Consider the following 16,854-nt stretch of genomic DNA (forward strand, 5'->3'; position numbering starts at 1 on the left):
AATGGTTGGCCCACCAAGGGTTGGTGTGGCAAAGACGACCGAGGTGACAGAATGCCGGTCATGGAAACGGAGGACCCCCTCGCGCTCGAGCGTCAGGTGTGCTTCGCGCTGGCCGTCGCGTCCCGCAGCGTGATCGCGGTCTACCGGCCGCTGCTCGAGCCGCTGGGCCTCACGCACCCCCAGTACCTGGTGCTGCTCGCGCTCTGGCAGCAGTCGCCGCGCTCCGGCCGCGAACTCTCGGACGTGCTCCAGCTCGATCCCGGAACCCTGTCGCCGCTGCTCAAGCGGCTGGAGGCGGCCGGCTTCGTGCGCCGCGAACGCGACATCCGGGACGAGCGGATGCTCGCGGTCACGCTCACCGAGGCCGGGCTCGCCCTGCGCGACGAGGCGCTGAAGATTCCGCCCGCGGTCGTCTCGCGGCTGGGCCTGGAAATCTCCGAATTGGAGCAACTGCACGCGTCGCTCACCCGGGTGATCGCGGCCGCCCGCCCGGCGGTGGATTAGAACCGCTCGATCGTGCGGGTCGGGGGTCAGACGCGGTCGGGCTCGGCCGCCACCTGATCCGCCACCGACTCCTCCGCGGGCACCGGGCGGGTGCGGCCGCCGCGGCTGGCGCTGGCCAGCAGCGCGACGCCGACCGCGGCCCCGACCGCACAGGCCAGCGCGAGGGCCGCGCCCGAATACCCGCCGGTGACCCGGTCGCCGAGCAGCACGATCCCGACCACCGCGGCCACGACCGGGTTGGCGATCGTGCTCACCGCGAGCGGCGCACCGAGCCCGTTCCGGTACGAGTACTGGGTCAGCAGCAGCCCGGCGATCGTCAGCACCACGACCGCCAGCCCGGCGATCAGCACCAGCGGCGTCCAGATCGCCGCGAGACCGTCGTCGGTCAGCCGGACGGTGACCGTCTGACTGACCGCGGAGGAGATCCCGAACGCGATCCCGGCCGCGGCCGCGGTCCAGAGGACCGACCCGTGCAGCACCCGGCTGACGCCCTCCAGCGCGACGAGGACGGCCGCGACCGCGACGAGGACGAAGATCAACTGGGACAGCGTGAGCGGGACGCCGGTGCCGGCCGAGCCGATCAGGAACACTAAGCCGAGCAGGCCGGCCAGCGTGAACGCGATGCCGTTCCACTCGGTCGCCGACACCCGGCGTCGCGCGGTGGCCGCGGCGAGCGGCACGGCCATCGGCAGCGTCAGGATGCCGAGGGCCTGGATCAGTGAGAGCGGGCCGGCGCGCAGCGCGGCCAGGTGCAGCACGGCAGCGACGCCGTTGAGCGCGGTCGCGGCCCACCACAGGACGTTGCCCCCGAGCCGCCGCACCGGGAGCGTGGCCAGCCGTTCCTGCAGCACCGCCGCGGCGGCGTACGCCACGGACGACAGCAGCGCGAGCGCGATGCCGATCAGTACCGTGCTCACGCTGCTCCCCGTCGTCTCTGTTACCGGGTCGTCCGGTGACAGCTCAGACGTTACGTGGGTGAGCCACACATCCGCGTGGTCCGACAGTCGTATGTGGCCATACTGCGACAGTCGTAGGCGTCCGCACGCTCAGTTGAGCGCGCGGGGACCACTGCCGGGGAGAGCGAGATCACAGTCGAGCGGCTCGGACTGCAGCCCGTCGAGCAGGATCGCCAGGTAGCGCTGCCAGAGCTCGGGCTCGACGTTCTCGGCGTACTCGTTCAGGTTGCTCATGACGAACTGCAGCGCGGGCAGGTCGGCCGGGCTCATCTGGCTCGGTACGACCTCGGACGCCCGGGCCCGCTCGACCAGCCGGTTGAGCGCCGGGAGCAGCCGGGCCTCGGCGGTGGCGGCGGCGCGCTCGCTGGTGGACTCGCCCTGGAGCAGCATCCGCAGCCCGGAGTTGCGCGACTGCACGCGGCCCGACTCGCTCAGGAAGTCGAGGAAGCCGAGGAGCGGGTCGGGGTGCTCGGTGGCGGTGTCGGCCGCGTCGGCCAGTTCGGTGAGGGCCTCGTCGAACAGCGACTCGATCAGCCCGTCCCGGCTCGGGAACGCCCGCTGCACGGTCTGGACGCTGAGGCCGGCGAAGCTCGCGATGTCGGCCAGCGTCACGTCGAGCCCGTAGACCGCGAAGACCTCGCGGGCCGTCTCCAGGATGCGGGACCGGTCGCGGTCCGCCTCACGTCGCGTCTGACGCGCGGACGTCGCGGGGACGAGAGCGATCGGCTGCAGAGCGTAGGGGGCGGGGGAAACCGGAGGTGCTGTCTCCATGTGGAGATCGTACCTTCAATTCGTCGGGGCGGCCACGATGATGACCGCCGTTACCAGGGACAACGGCTGACAGTAGAGGGGAGTGCCCGAGATCGACCACTGATTTCCGGGCGGGGGCTCTCCGTGTCAGCACTGAATTGTCGTCGATTCCCTTTGTCGGGGGCAGCGCGAGGCGCAGCATAGGGGCGAGCGGTCGCCGAACGACCAGTCGTCACCTTACCCGATCGGTTCTTTCGTAAAAAGCACTAGTCGCTGACGGAAACTCGACGTGAACGGAGTCGCCCGATGAGCTACACGCTGCTCAAGGGTTCATTTGTCATTCGCTATTCGGACCTGCCCCGCCAGGGTCCGGAACCCGACGGCGACACGGTGAAGTTCCTCCCCGACACGCCCGCTCTGGTGGAGACGCTGCCCCGCACGTCGGGCCAGGGCCCCGACCTGAACGCGCGCGGCATCTCGGTCCGGCTCGAGGCCATCGACGCGCTGGAGACGCACTTCGCGTCCACGCACCAGGAGCTGGGCCTCGCCGAGTCGGCCCGGGACGCGCTGCTCGCGCTGCTGGGCTTCACCGGCGTCACGTTCTTCGCCGACCAGCCGAACAAGGTGCAGTCGGCCGACCAGGACTCGATCCGCGGGCACGTGCTCTCCAACGGCATCGACGCCAACGGCCGCCTGATCGGGTTCGTCTTCCCCGGTGACACCGGCTCGGTCGACGGCGCGGCGATCTTCCTCGACGACACCCAGGTCGACCAGTCGGCGAACGCCCGGCTGCTCGCGGACGGGCTGGTCTACCCGGCCTTCTACGCCTCGCTGCCGGCGTCGCTGCGGCTGCACCTGGCCGAGACGTCGCGGGCCGCGCGGGCGGCGAACAAGCCGATCTGGGCCGAGTCCACCGCCGACCCGGACGGCTCGGCCACCATCCCTGACCTGGCCACCCTCGAGACGCTGGCGATCTGGCCGAAGGTGTTCCGGCGTCTGGTGCCGTACTTCGCGGCGGGCTTCACCGACTTCGACGGCCTGGACGCCTGGCTGCGCGCCGACCCGGTCAACCGCGACGACGAGCTGCTGCTGCTCGCGACGGCCGAGCGCAGCAACATGCACGACGTCATCAAGGCGTCGGGGACGCAGATCCAGCTGACGGTCTGGCCGGAAGACTTCGTGATCAGCCCCGACCCGGCGCCGCCGGGCGTCCCGACCGGACCGCAGCAGAGCGTGCCCGGCGACGTGGTGATCATCGCCGCGCTGCCCGATCCGCTCGGCGCCGACCGGGGCAACGAGACCGTGACGCTGCTGAACGTCTCGTCGGCGGCGATGGGGCTCGACGGCTGGGGGCTGGTCGACGCGGCCGGCGGCCGGTACGAGCTGGCCGGTTCGCTCGGCGCCGGCGACGCGATCCGGGTGACGCTCAGCGGTGCGCTGCAACTGGGCAACTCCGGCGACACGATCACGCTGATGGCGGCCAAGGGCACGATCGTGGACCAGGTCACGTACAAGGCCGACCAGGTCCGGCCCGGCCGCACGGTCTTCTTCGGTCGCTGACTGTATTCGACGGCCGTGGCGCGGTGTCCCCCACTACCGCGCCACGGTTTATTTCACCCGGTGCCGAAAGGTGGTTGACCCCCGTTCGGGGGCAGCATTTCCCGACCATTCTTTTCGGTCGTTGAACGACCGCAATTAATTGATGGGAATGCAATTCCCATTCTGCTAGCACCTATTATTGCCGGAACCATCACGGGCGTGCCCAGAAGTCCGGATCTGGTGGCGCGGGCGCGCCGGCAGTGACAGAGTCGCTACCGAGATCTGTGACGGCGGTCACCGCGGGAGGCAACGATGCCGGTTTTACCGTCCTACGCCAACGGCCCGTCGACGGTGCCGCTGCTCGGCGACACGATCGGCGCGAACCTCGACCGCACGGCCGCGCGTGTCGGCGACCGCGAGGCGCTCGTCGAGTGCGCCACCGGCCGTCGTTTCACCTATCGCGAGCTGGTCGAGTCGGTGGACGCCTGCGCGCTCGGCCTGGACGCGCTGGGCGTCTCGCGTGGGGACCGCGTCGGGATCTGGGCGCCGAACTGCGCCGAGTGGGTGTTCGTGCAGTACGGCACGGCCAAGATCGGCGCGATCATGGTCAACATCAACCCGGCCTACCGGACGCACGAGCTCGCGTACGTGCTGAAACAGGCCGGCATCTCGGTGCTGATCGCCGCCCCGGCGTTCAAGACCAGCGACTACCGGGCGATGGTCGCCGAGGTCGAGGACTCGTGCCCGTCGCTGACCAGGACGATCTTCCTGGGCGACCCGGAGTGGGACGCGCTGATGGCGGCCGGCCGGACCGCCGACCGGTCGCGGTTCCCCGACGACCTCGACCCGGACGACCCGATCAACATCCAGTACACGTCGGGGACGACCGGCTTCCCGAAGGGCGCGACGCTCACCCACCACAACCTGCTCAACAACGGGTTCTTCGTCGGCGAGGGCTGCGGCTACACCGAGGAGGACCGGGTCTGCATCCCGGTGCCGTACTACCACTGCTTCGGCATGGGCATGGGCAACCTCGGGGCGACGTCGCACGGCGCGACGATGGTGATCCCGGCGCCCGGGTTCGATCCGGCCCTGACGCTGGCCGCGGTCGAGGCCGAGCGGTGCACGTCGCTGTACGGGGTGCCGACGATGTTCATCGCCGAGCTCGCGCTGCCGAACTTCGCCGACTACGACCTGTCGTCGCTGCGGACCGGCATCATGGCCGGGTCGCCGTGCCCGGTCGAGGTGATGAAGCGGGTCGTCGCCGAGATGGGGATGGCCGAGGTCACGATCTGCTACGGCATGACCGAGACGTCACCGGTCTCGACGCAGACCGGCGCCGACGACTCGCTGGACCGCCGGACGTCGACGGTCGGGCGGGTGCACCCGCATCTCGAGGTGAAGATCGTCGACCCGTCGACCGGGCGGGTCGTCCCGCGCGGGGAGACCGGCGAGTTCTGCACCCGGGGGTACTCGGTGATGCGCGGGTACTGGAACGAGCCGGAGAAGACCGCCGAGGTGCTCGACGAGGCCCGGTGGATGCACACGGGTGACCTGGCGACGATGGACGAGGAGGGCTACCTCAACATCGTCGGGCGGATCAAGGACATGGTGATCCGGGGTGGCGAGAACGTGTACCCGCGCGAGGTCGAGGAGTTCCTCTACACCCACCCCGACATCGTCGACGCCCAGGTGATCGGCGTGCCGGACGCCAAGTACGGCGAGGAGCTGATGGCCTGGGTGCGCCTGCGTGAGGGAGCGTCGCCGCTCACCGCCGAGACGCTACGCGCGTTCTGCACGGGCAAGCTGGCCCACTACAAGATCCCGCGGTACGTGAAGATCGTCGAGGGCTTCCCGATGACCGTGACCGGGAAGATCCGCAAGGTGGAGATGCGGGAGACCGCCGTCGAGGAACTGGGCCTGCAGTCCGAGGCGGCCACCCGCAACGCCTAGGAGCTGATCGTCGGTTGTTGTTGCTGGTCCACTTCGTGGCCCCAGGGGGCGAGGTGGGGGTAGGCGGCGTCGAAGGCCGGGCGCTCGGAGCGGATCCGGGGCAGCTTGACGAAGTTGTGCCGGGGCGGCGGGCAGGACGTCGCCCACTCCAGCGAGCCACCGAACCCCCAGGGGTCGTCCACGGTCACGACCTCGCCGAGCTTGTACGACTTCCACAGGTTCCAGAGCATCGGCAGCGTCGAGAGGCCGAGGATGAACGCGCCGATCGTGGAGATCGTGTTCAGCGTCGTCCACCCGTCGGAGGCCAGGTAGTCGGCGTACCGCCGGGGCATGCCCTCGTTGCCCAGCCAGTGCTGCACCAGGAACGTCGTGTGGAAGCCGATGAACGTCAGCCAGAAGTGCAGCTTGCCGAGGCGCTCGTCGAGCATCCGGCCGGTCATCTTCGGGAACCAGTAGTAGATGCCGCCGAACGCGGCGAACACGATCGTGCCGAACAGCACGTAGTGGAAGTGCGCGACGACGAAGTACGTGTCGGAGACGTGGAAGTCCACCGGCGGGCTCGCGAGCAGAACACCGGTGAGACCGCCGAACAGGAACGTCACCAGGAAGCCGACCGACCACAGCATCGGCGTCTCGAACGTGAGCTGGCCGCGCCACATCGTGCCGATCCAGTTGAAGAACTTGATCCCGGTCGGCACCGCGATCAGGTACGACAGGAAACTGAAGAACGGCAGCAGCACCGCACCGGTGACGAACATGTGGTGCGCCCACACGGTCATCGACAGCGCCGCGATCCCCAGGGTCGCGCCGACCATGCCCTTGTAGCCGAACAGCGGTTTGCGGCTGAACGTCGGAATGATCTCGGTGATGATGCCGAAGAACGGTAACGCGAGGATGTAGACCTCGGGATGGCCGAAGAACCAGAACAAATGCTGCCAGAGGATCGGGCCGCCGGTGGACGCGTCGTAGACGTGGGCGCCGAGATGTCGGTCGGCCAGCAGCGCGAGGAACGCGGCGGCCAGGATCGGGAACACCATCAGCACGAGCAGGCTCGTGACCAGCATGTTCCAGGTGAAGATCGGCATCCGGAACATCGTCATGCCGGGCGCGCGCATCGTGAGGATCGTCGTCACGATGTTGACCGCGCCGAGGATCGTACCGAGTCCGGAGAGGACAAAGCCGACGATCCACAGGTCGGTGCCGGCGCCAGGGGAGTTGATCTCCGAGTTCAGGGGTGCGTAGGCGAACCAGCCGAAGTCGGCCGCGCCGCCCGGCGTGAGGAACCCGCTGAGGACCATCAGGCCGCCCAGCGCGAACGCCCAGTAGGCGAACGCGTTCAGCCGGGGGAACGACACGTCGGGCGCGCCGATCTGGAGCGGCACCAGGAAGTTCGCGAACGCGAAGCCGAGCGGGGTCCCGAACAGCAGCAGCATGATCGAGCCGTGCATGGTGAAGAGCTGGTTGTACTGCTCGTTGCTCAGGAACTGCAGACCGGGGCGGGCCAGCTCGGCCCGCATGAGCAGCGCCATGATGCCGGCCGCGGCGAAGAAGAAGAACGACGTGACCAGGTACATCAGGCCGATCGTCTTGGCGTCGGTCTGGCGGATGAGCCAGGCCAGCCGGCTGCCCTTGATCGACTCGCGCACCGGCCAGGGCCGGGACACGATCGGCCCCGGCCGCAGTTCTGTAGGGCGCTCCGCTTCGGTGGTCATCTTCGACACTCCTGGGTTGGCCTCGCCGCTCACTGCACCTCACCACTTTCGCCCCGGCGGCGCCCGGAGTTCGGCGGATTTCAGAGCGCGAGGTGCGTCGGGTGGCCGTCCACAAAGGTCGCGGCCACCCGCAGGGCCCGCAGGTGCGTGGCGGCGGCCGCGGTGCCGCCCGCTACCGGCGCGAGGGGGTTCTCGTCCAGCAGGACGACGTCGGCCCGGCTGCCCACCTGCACGGTCGGTGCGCCGTCGACGCTCGCGGCCAGGGCCTGCGCGACGGTCAACGCCTCCGACGGGAGCCACGGCTCGCGGTCGTCGGCCGAGCGGTGGACCGCGGCCGCCATCGCCAGCCACGGGTCGAGCGGCGAGACCGGCGCGTCCGACCCCAGCGCGAGCGGCACCCCGGCGGCCAGCATCGACCCGAACGCGTAGCACCGGTCGGCGCGATCCGGCCAGATCCGCAGCGCCACGTCCCGGTCGTCGAGCAGGTGCGCGGGCTGCACCGACGCCCGCAGCCCGAGCCGGGCCATCCGGGCGAACTCGTCGAACCGGGCGAGCTGCACGTGCTCGATCCCACCGGACGCCCCGGTCGCCTCGAACGCGTCGAGCGCGGTCGTCAGCGCCGCGTCGCCGATCGCGTGCAGCGCCACGTCCAGCCCGGTCGCGGCCGCGCGCCCGAGCAACTCCACCAGCTCGGCGTACGAGAAGTTCTGGATCCCGAGCCGGCCGTCCGCGTACGGCTCGCAGCACCGCGCGGTCAGCGAGTTCAACGAACCGTCCGAAATGATCTTGAGGGGCCCCATCGTCACGAGGCCGCCGAGTGGCGACCCGGTCCGCAGGCCCGCGGCGATCACGTCCTCGAGACCGTCGGCGTAGGTCGCGACCCGCACCCGCGTCCCGCCGAGCCCGGCCGCGACCCGGCGCGGCCACTCCCGGAACCCCGGCTCGAACTCCATGTCGCCGATGCCGACCACGCCCAGCGCCGCCGCCGCGTCCAGGGCCGACCGGTAGGCCGCGTCGAGGTCGGCCGCGAGCAGTGCTTCCAGCCGCGGCACGAGCGCGAACCACTCGCTCTCGTCGATCACCCCGGGGCGCGGGGCCAGCCCCAGCCATTGCCAGGCCGCGCTGTTCAGCCAACCCGTGTGCACGTCGCCGCTGATCAGCACCACCGGCGTCCCCACGACGTCCAGATCGGCCGTGGTGGGCTGGGCCGGCCAGGTCGCGGACCGGAATCCGGCGCCGACCACGACGGCGCTCCCGGGCGCGTCCGTCACGAGGCGGACGGCCTCCTCGACGTTCGTGGCCCCGCTGAGGTCGAGGCGCAGCCTCGCCTGCGCCCACTGGCGCAGGTGCACGTGCTGATCCCAGAGGCCGGGGATCAGCCACCGCCCGCCGGCCTCCACCACGAGTTCGTCGCCGTCCGGCGACAGGGACCCGACCTCGGCCACGCGTCCGTTGGTCATCCGGACGTCCACCGGTCCGTCCGGCGCGGGTCCGCGTACGGGCACCAGGCGGACGTTCGACAGCAGCGTCATGTGCGCAGGAGCGAGAGGATCCGGGCCAGTTCGGCCTGGTCGACGGGGGAGAGCGCGCCGAACATCCGGTCGCCCTCGGCCCGGCGGGCCCGCATGATCGCGGCCGCGACCTCGCGCCCCGAGTCGGTGACCGCGACCAGCGTGGCACGCCGGTCGCTCGGATCGGGCTGCCGTTCGACCAGCCCGCGCTGCTCGAGGCCGTCGACGACCTCGGTGGTGGAGCGGGGCGCGATGCGCAGGTGCTCGGAGAGCGCGGACAGCCGGATCGCGCCGTGACGCACGAGCACGCCGAGCGCGCGGAACTGGCCGGGCGTGATGTCCCAGGGCTCGAGCGCCTCTTTGGTGAAGTGCCGGAGCTGGCGGGCGACCGACCAGAAGGCCTCGGACAGGCTCTCGGCGGCGTCGTCGATCACGGGGAATACCGTACCAGGGGGTTCTGTTGTTCCCTCATGTTGAGGTAACCTCAGCATTAATCGAACCGAAGGGAACCCACTTGGATACGCCTACTGGCCGCCGGAGCGGCCTCCGCAAACTGTCCGAGGCCGAGAAGGCCCAGGCCCGCAACGTCTCGTTGCGCCGCATCGTCTCCCTGTTCACCGCCCACCGCGGCCAGCTCGCCGTCGTCACCGCGATCATCGTGGCGTCGTCGGTGGTCTCGCTGGCCTCCCCGTTCCTGCTGCGCGAGGTCATCGACGTCGCGCTTCCCTCGCGGGACCTCCGCCTGCTGTCCTGGCTCGTGGTCGGCATGGTCGCCGTCGCCGCCGTGACGTCCGCGTTCGGCGTCGTCCAGACCTGGATCTCGACGACGGTCGGGCAGCAGGTCATGCACCGGCTGCGCACCGACGTGTTCTCGCACCTGCAGCGGCAGTCGATCGGCTTCTTCACCCGGACGCGCACCGGCGAGGTGCAGTCCCGGATCACCAACGACATCGGCGGTATGCAGACCGTCGTCACGTCGACCGCGACCTCGATCGCGTCGAACCTGACGACCGTGGTCGCGACCGTCGTCGCGATGGTCGCGCTGTCGTGGCGGCTCTCGCTGGTCTCGCTCGTCGTGCTGCCGCCGGCGATCTACCTGACCCGGCGGGTCGCGCGGATGCGTCAGGCGATCACCGCCCAGCGCCAGCGCGAGCTCGCCGACCTGAACGTGACGATCGAGGAGGGCCTCTCGGTCTCGGGCGCTCAGCTCGCCAAGACGATGGGCACCGGGTCGATGCTGGTGCGGCGCTTCTCGGAGTCGTCGTCCCGGCTGATCGACCTGGAGCTCCGGTCGGAGCTGGCCGGTCGCTGGCGGATGGCCACGATGAGCATCATCTTCGCCGCGATCCCCGCGGTGATCTACCTGAGCGCCGGGCTGGCTCCGTCGATGACGATCGGAACGATCGTGGCGTTCACGACCCTGCAGGGCGCGCTGTTCCGGCCGCTGACCGCGCTGCTGAACACCGGGGTGTCGATCGCGGCGTCGCTGGCGCTGTTCGCCCGGATCTTCGAGTACCTGGATCTGCCGGTGGAGGTGGCCGACCCGGAGGCGCCGGTGGTGCTGTCCGACGTTGCCGGGCATCTGCGGTTCGAGGACGTGACGTTCACCTACCCGGGGAACGACGTCGCCGCGGTGGCCGGGGTGTCGCTGGACGTGCCCGCCGGCTCGACGCTGGCGCTGGTCGGAGCCACCGGATCGGGCAAGAGCACGCTGGCCTCGCTGATCGCCCGGCTCTACGACCCGTCGGCCGGGCGCATCACGATCGACGGCGTCGACCTGCGGGATCTTCGGCTGACCGACCTCTCGTCGATCGTCGGCGTCGTCTCGCAGGAGACCTACCTGCTGCACACGACCGTGCGGGAGAACCTCCGCTACGCCAAGCCCGACGCGACCGACGCGGAGATCGAGGACGCGGCCCGGGCGGCGCAGATCCACGACCTGATCGTCGGGCTGCCGGACGGGTACGACACGATGGTGGGGTCCCGGGGCTACCGGTTCTCCGGCGGTGAGAAGCAGCGGATCGCGATCGCCCGGACCCTGCTGCGGAACCCGCGGATCCTGGTGCTGGACGAGGCCACGAGCGCGCTCGACAACACGACCGAGCGGGCCGTGCAGCAGGCGTTCGACGCGCTGTCGGTCGGACGGACCACGGTGACGATCGCGCACCGGCTCTCGACCGTGCGCAACGCGGACCGGATCGCGGTGGTGGACCACGGGCGGATCGTGGAGTCCGGGTCGCACGAGGACCTGGTGGCGGCCGAGGGCCGCTACGCGACGCTGGCGCTCGCGGCATGAGGCCACCCGCAAAGAGACGAGAAATCGGGGTCATTCCAGCCGGGATGACCCCGATTTCTTGTCAAGTGGGCTGTAGAGCGGTGCGGGTACGGGCCAGCGGGTCGAGTCGCAAGGCGTGGGCGCGTCCTCGCACCCGGTAGCGCCAGATCTGCACGGCGCCCAGCGCCCAGAGCACGTACTGGAACGACATCGCCCAGCGGAACGCGTCCGGGGTGTAGTCGGTGCCCCCGGCCGGGGTGCGCCAGTCGAGGATCGCGCCGATCGCGACGACCACGGTGAGGCTCGCGACGAAACCGGCCTGGTTGATGATGCCGGTGGCGCTGGCCAGCCGCTCGATCGGGTTCGACGTCCGGCCGAGGTCGAAGCCGATCATCGACCCCGGGCCGCCGAGCCCGATGATCATCACGAGCACGATCAGCACGCCGAGCGGCGCCCGGCCCGGCCAGGCGAGGACGACCGTCCAGGCGGTCGCGATCACGCCGACGATCGCCAGCGCCAGCGTCGAGCGCTGCCAGGGGTGGCGTCCGGTGAACCAGCCCATCGCCGGGCCGGCCGCGATCAGCGACACGACCATCAGCGTCAGCAGCACCGACGCGACGGTCGGGGACAGGCCCTCGCCCTTGACCAGGAACGGATAGCCCCAGAGCAGCGCGAACGCGTTCTGCGCGAACTGCGTCGTGAAGTGCACCCAGAAGCCGAGCCGGGTGCCGGGCTGCTGCCAGGACGTGGTGAGGCTCCGCTTGATCGCGGTGAGCGAGAGACGCGGGCCGCGGAGCGTCCGGGTGCCGGGCTGGTCGTGCAGGACGATCAGCGCGACCAGGGCCGCGACCAGGCCGAACGAGGCCGCGATCCCGTAGGCCGCGGTCCACCCCAGGTGACCGAGGGCCCAGGTCATCGGCACCGCGGCGACGATCGACCCGAGCTGCCCGACGACGCCGGTGAGCTGGGTGATCAGCGGGACGCGTCCGGGCGCGAACCAGGCGTTGACCAGGCGCAGCACGCAGATGAACGTCATCGCGTCGCCGATGCCGACGAACAGCCGGGCGACGAGCGCGGCGCTGTACGAGTCGGCGACCGCGAAGCCGGCCTGGGCCAGCGTCAGGATCGCCGCGCCGGTCAGCAGGATCGACCGGGAGCCGAACCGGTCGACGAGCAGCCCCACCGGGATCTGCATGGCCGCGTAGACCGCGAGCTGCAGCATCGTGAACGTGGCGAGCTGGGCGGCGCTGATGTCGAAGCGCTCGGTGGCGACGAGGCCGGCCACGGCGAGCGAGGAGCGGTGGAAGATGGCGACGAAGTAGGTGGCGAGTCCGACGGTCCAGACGATCCAGGCGCTGCGCACCGTCGCCGGGTAAGACACGGGAGTTCCTTTCGAGCTGAATCGATCCTTTACCAGGGTGCGCTGGTCAGACCGGGGTCTGGGGTGCGGCCCCGGTGTGATTGGCCACGCGTTTGGCGCGCGTCACAGTTTTCGAGCCCTTGGCGACGAGGACGGCGGCGGCCGTGACGAGCGTGCCGACCGTGACCGCGGTGACGAAGACCAGCAGGTGGCCGGCGGCGAAGAGCGCGAGCACGCCGCCGTGGGTGACGCCGAGCGTCGCGTGGCCGCCGAGCGCGACCGCGCCGGCCGTGGCCGAGCCGAGAACGGCGGCCGGGAGGACCCGGGCCGGGTCGGCGACCGCGTAGGGGATCGCGCCCTCGGTGACGAACAGCGCGCCGAGCGCCGAGGCGGCCGGGGCGTGCCGGCGTTCGGCCGGGGTGAACAGGGACGGGCGGAGGCGGGTGGCCAGCGCGAGCGCGAGCGGGGCGCACATTCCGGCCGCCATGACCGCGGCCATGGCGCCGCCGGCCGTGCCTCCGGCGGCGATTGCGGCGGGGCCGCCGGTCGCGGCAGTGGTCGGGGCAGTGAGGGCGCCGGTGGTTACGGCGAGGTGCGGGCCGGCGGCGGCGGCCGGGGTGCTGAGCGCGGCGGTCGTCATCGGGGTCGTGAGGGCGGCCGGGCCGAGGAGCGCGCCGGCGGCGTAGGTGTAGGCGATCTTGTTGATCGGGCCGCCGAGGTCGCTCGCGATCATCGCGCCGAGGACCGCCCCGAGCCCGATCGCCGACGTCTGGCCGAGGCTGCCGAGCCCGCGTCCGAGCGCGGTGGTGACCACGGCCAGCGGCGGACCGACCGCGCCGAGCATCAGGCCGCCCGCGAGCAGGGTCGTGAGCAGCGGGGTGCCGACGATCGCCAGCGGGCCGCGCGTCCACCCGGGGGAGCGGACCCGCTCGACGGCCGCGGTGACCAGGCGGGCGGCCAGGCCCGCGAGGACGCCGCCGAGGAGTCCGCCGAGGAAGCCGGTGCCGAGGGTGGCGGCGGCGAGGCCGGTGGTGAGGCCGGGCACCAGGCCGGGGCGTCCGGCGAGCGCGTACGCGACCGCGGCCGCGAGGACCGGGGCGAGCAGGCCGAACGCGAGCGTTCCGAGGTGGAACGCGAGAACGCCGAGGTGCTGCACCGGGCTGCCGGCCGGATCGTCGGCCGGCCCGGTGACCGCGTCGCCGGCGAGCAGCAGGCCCAGGGCCTGGAGGAAGCCGCCGGTCGCGACGAACGGGATCATGTAGCTCACGCCGACCAGGAGGGCCCGTCGGATCGGAGGGCGGGTCTCGGTGGGGGCGGGTGTGTCGAGGATGGTCACGCGGTCCCTCCGTAGGGATCGGGGACGAGGAATTCGAGTCCGGGGTGCGGCCGGATCGCGCCGCCGCGGCCGCTCGCCGACGCGTCGGCCGGCCCGCGGAGGGCGGCCGCGGCGGCGGCGCCGGCCGGGACGGGCCGGGCGAGCGGTCGGCCGACTCGAGCGCCGTCTGCGGACGCGCGCTCTGCGGACGCGTGGTCGGTGGACGCGCGGTCGGTGGTGGCGTGGTCGGTGGGGTCGGTCAGGAGGGCCAGGTCGGCGACGGCGGTCGTCGTGGCGCGGCGGGCCCGGGCGCGGAGGGCGGCGGCGACCGTCGTCGAGTCCGGGAGCTCGACCGCGACGACCGCGGACAGCACGGTCGCGACGAGCGCCAGCGCGGTGATCGTCGAGAGCGCGGCCGGGAGGCCGGCGTGGGCGGCGAGGAACCCGATCGCGGGCGGGCCGCCGAGCAGACCGCTGTAGCCCACGGTCGAGGCCAGCGCGACGCCGCGCGGGCCGCCGAGGAGGCCGGCTCGTCCGATCACGAGCGGGAAGACGTTCGCCAGACCGAGTCCGACGAGGACGAAGCCGCCGATCGCGATCGGCACCGAGAGCGTGTAGGCGGCGGCGGTCGCGCCGATCGCGGCGGCGAGCGTACCGAGGATCAGGATGCGGGCGTCGCCGTAGCGGACGATCCAGCGGGCGCCGAGCGCGCGACCGCACCCCATCGCGAGGCAGAACGCCGCGTAGCCCGTGGCGGCCGTCGCCGGGTCGGCGCCGAGCGTCTCCCGCAGGTGCAGCGCACCCCAGTCCGACAGCGCGCCTTCCGCGAACGCCGTACACCCGGCCACCGCCCCGAGCACCACGATCAACGCCACCGCCCCCCGCCCCCCGCCCTCTGCACCCCTGACCCGGCCCCCGTCCGCGCGGCCCGGCGCGTCCGTGGGGGCGGCGGATCGGTCGGTGGCTCGTAGGGCGGGGGTGATCGTCGCCAGGGCGGCGGCTCCGATCGCGGCGACCGCGGCGAAGTGCAGCGGAACCGGCACCGCGCCGGCCAGGCCGCCGATCGCGGCTCCGGTCAGGCCCCCGAAACTGAAGCCCGCGTGCAACGCCGACATCACCGGCCTCGACCGGAGGCGTCCGAGGTGGACCCCCAGGCTGTTCGCGGCCACGTTGGCCGCCCCGGTCGCGGCCCCGAACAAGACCAGCGCCACGCACAACCCCGTCACCGACGTGCACAGCCCCGGCGCGATCAGCGAACCCGCCGCCCCCGCCGACGCCAGCGCGGCGACCCGTCCGGCGCCGAACCGCGCACACCACCGGCCGGCCAGCACCATGCTGACCAGCGCCCCCAGCGACACGCAGAACAGCGCGGTGCCGAGCGCCGAGTGCGACGCCCCGACCCGCGCCGAGACGTCGGGAATCCGGGCGGCCCAGGTACCGAACACGGCCCCGTTGAGAAAGAACAACACCTGCGCGGACATGCGGGACCGCGCTGCCCCCACGACAGCGGTCACGGTGAATCGGCCCTTCCGGAAGAGAAGCTCGACGCCAGTGGCGGAGCGAAGAACCGGACCCCCACGTCCGGCTTCTGACTCGATCAAGAGTGCGGTCGGTGACTGCCGAGCGTCAAATCATTGCGCTGTGTACTGAGTCACGAGCGACCCCGGCGTGTCGCCCCCCGTTGCACCCGACCGGTGTTCACCTGAGTGAATGGGGACAATTACCGTCAAACCGATGATCATCGGCATCGGCCCGCCGTCCAACGTCGAGACGACCAGCATCGACGACGCGGTCGTGGTCGGCCGCCCACGCCGGGACACGCTCGTGATGCAGCACTACACCGCGCGCCTCGACGTCATGGTCGCCGACGTCCGGCGGGACGCACCGGAGGGCGACGACCGCTTCCACCTCGTCCACGAGCCCGAGGAGGTCGCGGCCGCGCCGGACGTCGCCCGCTGGCTCTCCACGCGCTATCCGTCCGGATGACCCTCGACCTCAGCGTAAGACCGTAACTCGGCGAGCGTCGGTCCGGTCGCCGAGCCGGCGTGCTGCACCGCCAACGCGCCCGCCCGAACCGCGTCGACCAGCGCGTCCTCCACCGGCACCCCGGTGACCAGCCGGGCCAGCAGCACCGCCGTGTGCACGTCGCCGGCCCCGGTCGTGTCCACCGCGCGCACGACCGGCGCCGGCACCGCGAGCACCCGCCGGCCGAGCGACCCGCCGGTCGCCGCGCACCCGTGCCGCCCGGCCCGGAGCACGATCATCGCCCCGTCGGCCACCCCGGCCCGCCGGACGGCGTCCAGCAGGCCGACATCCAGCTCGTCGGAGCTGACGACCGACGGCGCGCCGGTCAGCATCCGGGCCTCACGCTGGTTGAGCGTCAGCAGATCGACGCTGGTCAGCGTGCGCGCCAGGCGGTCCGGAGGAACCTCGAGCACCATCGGCCCGGGGTCGAACGCGATGAGGACGCCGTCCGGCAGGCCGGGCAGCCAGTCGGCGAGCACCGGACCGCTGCCCGGGTAGGCCAGGTCGTAGCCCGAGACGACGACCGCGTCACCGGCCCGGGGCGCGACGCCGCTGAGGTCGTCCGTCGTGAGCCCGGCCTCGACCCCGGCCACCGTGACGAACGTGCGCTCGCCGCCCGGCTCGACCAGCACGACGCAGTAGCCCGAGTCGCCGACCGGCCGCGGGGCGATCGTCCAGGCGACGCCCTCCTCGGCCAGCGCGGCCCGGATGACGTCGCCGTAGCGGCCGGTGCCGTGCGGCGCCGCGTAGACGCACCGGACCCCCTGCCGCACCACGGCCGACGCGAGGTTGAAGCCACCGCCCGGGTTCGTGCGGGCCGCGGTGGCCAGGACGTCGCCGCCGCGCTCGGGGAGCGCGGGCACCGTGATCGCGAGGTCGACGAGGATGCTCTCCAGGGAGTACACCGTCGCGCCCGGCACCCCTCCAACCTACCGACCAACTGCTCAGGTCAGG

General features: G+C 71.8%; 14 protein-coding genes. 5 read left to right on the top strand and 9 right to left on the bottom strand.

What is annotated here, in order from left to right; translation table 11 throughout:
• Nucleotides 1–60: 60 nt before the first annotated feature.
• Nucleotides 61–504 carry a MarR family winged helix-turn-helix transcriptional regulator gene (locus tag FL583_RS05580; RefSeq protein ID WP_240746586.1) on the top strand — a complete coding sequence of 148 codons (444 nt, stop codon included), beginning with the start codon at nt 61–63 and terminating at the stop codon, nt 502–504.
• A gap of 26 nt (nt 505–530) precedes the next feature.
• On the opposite strand, the gene FL583_RS05585 is transcribed toward FL583_RS05580, so the two are convergent.
• Nucleotides 531–1,421, bottom strand: a complete 891-nt coding sequence (locus FL583_RS05585; protein ID WP_142703372.1) for a DMT family transporter — start codon at nt 1,419–1,421, stop codon at nt 531–533.
• Nucleotides 1,422–1,550: 129 nt separating this feature from the next.
• Nucleotides 1,551–2,231 carry a TetR/AcrR family transcriptional regulator gene (locus FL583_RS05590; protein WP_142703373.1) on the bottom strand — a complete coding sequence of 227 codons (681 nt, stop codon included), beginning with the start codon at nt 2,229–2,231 and terminating at the stop codon, nt 1,551–1,553.
• 285 nt (nt 2,232–2,516) lie between these two features.
• On the opposite strand from FL583_RS05590, the gene FL583_RS05595 reads away from it, so the two are divergent.
• Nucleotides 2,517–3,770: a lamin tail domain-containing protein gene (locus FL583_RS05595; RefSeq protein WP_142703374.1), complete on the top strand. Its 1,254-nt coding sequence runs from the start codon at nt 2,517–2,519 to the stop codon at nt 3,768–3,770.
• Nucleotides 3,771–4,061: 291 nt separating this feature from the next.
• A complete protein-coding gene (locus FL583_RS05600; RefSeq protein WP_142703375.1) occupies nt 4,062–5,702 on the top strand; it encodes an AMP-binding protein in 1,641 nt (546 codons plus the stop codon).
• On the opposite strand, the gene ctaD is transcribed toward FL583_RS05600, so the two are convergent.
• From ctaD to FL583_RS05615, 3 genes are all read right to left on the bottom strand, one after another.
• Nucleotides 5,699–7,414, bottom strand: coding sequence for an aa3-type cytochrome oxidase subunit I (gene ctaD, locus FL583_RS05605; RefSeq protein ID WP_142703376.1), 1,716 nt, complete (start codon nt 7,412–7,414; stop codon nt 5,699–5,701). The genes FL583_RS05600 and ctaD overlap by 4 nt on opposite strands.
• 80 nt (nt 7,415–7,494) lie before the next feature.
• Nucleotides 7,495–8,946, bottom strand: coding sequence for an amidohydrolase (locus FL583_RS05610; RefSeq protein ID WP_142703377.1), 1,452 nt, complete (start codon nt 8,944–8,946; stop codon nt 7,495–7,497).
• Entirely contained in the window at nt 8,943–9,359 is a 417-nt protein-coding gene (locus tag FL583_RS05615; RefSeq protein WP_276611563.1) for a MarR family winged helix-turn-helix transcriptional regulator, read from the bottom strand. The genes FL583_RS05610 and FL583_RS05615 overlap by 4 nt, the downstream gene beginning before the upstream one ends.
• An 80-nt stretch (nt 9,360–9,439) precedes the next feature.
• Here FL583_RS05615 and FL583_RS05620 point away from each other — a divergent pair, with 80 nt between their 5' ends.
• Nucleotides 9,440–11,221, top strand: coding sequence for an ABC transporter ATP-binding protein (locus FL583_RS05620; RefSeq protein ID WP_142703378.1), 1,782 nt, complete (start codon nt 9,440–9,442; stop codon nt 11,219–11,221).
• 61 nt (nt 11,222–11,282) lie between these two features.
• Here the strand turns inward: FL583_RS05620 and FL583_RS05625 are convergent, their stop codons facing one another.
• From FL583_RS05625 to FL583_RS05635, 3 genes are read right to left on the bottom strand one after another with little or no spacing between them, the layout of a single operon-like run.
• Nucleotides 11,283–12,581: an MFS transporter gene (locus FL583_RS05625; protein ID WP_142703379.1), complete on the bottom strand. Its 1,299-nt coding sequence runs from the start codon at nt 12,579–12,581 to the stop codon at nt 11,283–11,285.
• Between the two features lie 46 nt (nt 12,582–12,627).
• Nucleotides 12,628–13,896 carry a hypothetical protein gene (locus FL583_RS05630; RefSeq protein ID WP_142703380.1) on the bottom strand — a complete coding sequence of 423 codons (1,269 nt, stop codon included), beginning with the start codon at nt 13,894–13,896 and terminating at the stop codon, nt 12,628–12,630.
• Nucleotides 13,893–15,356, bottom strand: a complete 1,464-nt coding sequence (locus FL583_RS05635; RefSeq protein ID WP_142703381.1) for an MFS transporter — start codon at nt 15,354–15,356, stop codon at nt 13,893–13,895. Before FL583_RS05635 ends, FL583_RS05630 begins: the two co-directional genes overlap by 4 nt.
• 253 nt (nt 15,357–15,609) lie before the next feature.
• Between FL583_RS05635 and FL583_RS05640 the strand changes: the two genes are divergently transcribed.
• The gene (locus FL583_RS05640; RefSeq protein ID WP_142703382.1) at nt 15,610–15,861 is read left to right on the top strand and encodes a hypothetical protein; all 252 of its coding nucleotides are present in this window, start codon (nt 15,610–15,612) and stop codon (nt 15,859–15,861) included.
• Here the strand turns inward: FL583_RS05640 and FL583_RS05645 are convergent.
• On the bottom strand, nt 15,846–16,820 hold the full coding sequence (locus FL583_RS05645) for a PfkB family carbohydrate kinase (RefSeq protein WP_142703383.1): 975 nt from the start codon (nt 16,818–16,820) through the stop codon (nt 15,846–15,848). The genes FL583_RS05640 and FL583_RS05645 overlap by 16 nt on opposite strands.
• Between the last annotated feature and the right edge of the window lie 34 nt (nt 16,821–16,854).

This window comes from Cryptosporangium phraense (genome assembly GCF_006912135.1).
Taxonomy (GTDB): Bacteria; Actinomycetota; Actinomycetes; order Mycobacteriales; family Cryptosporangiaceae; genus Cryptosporangium; species Cryptosporangium phraense.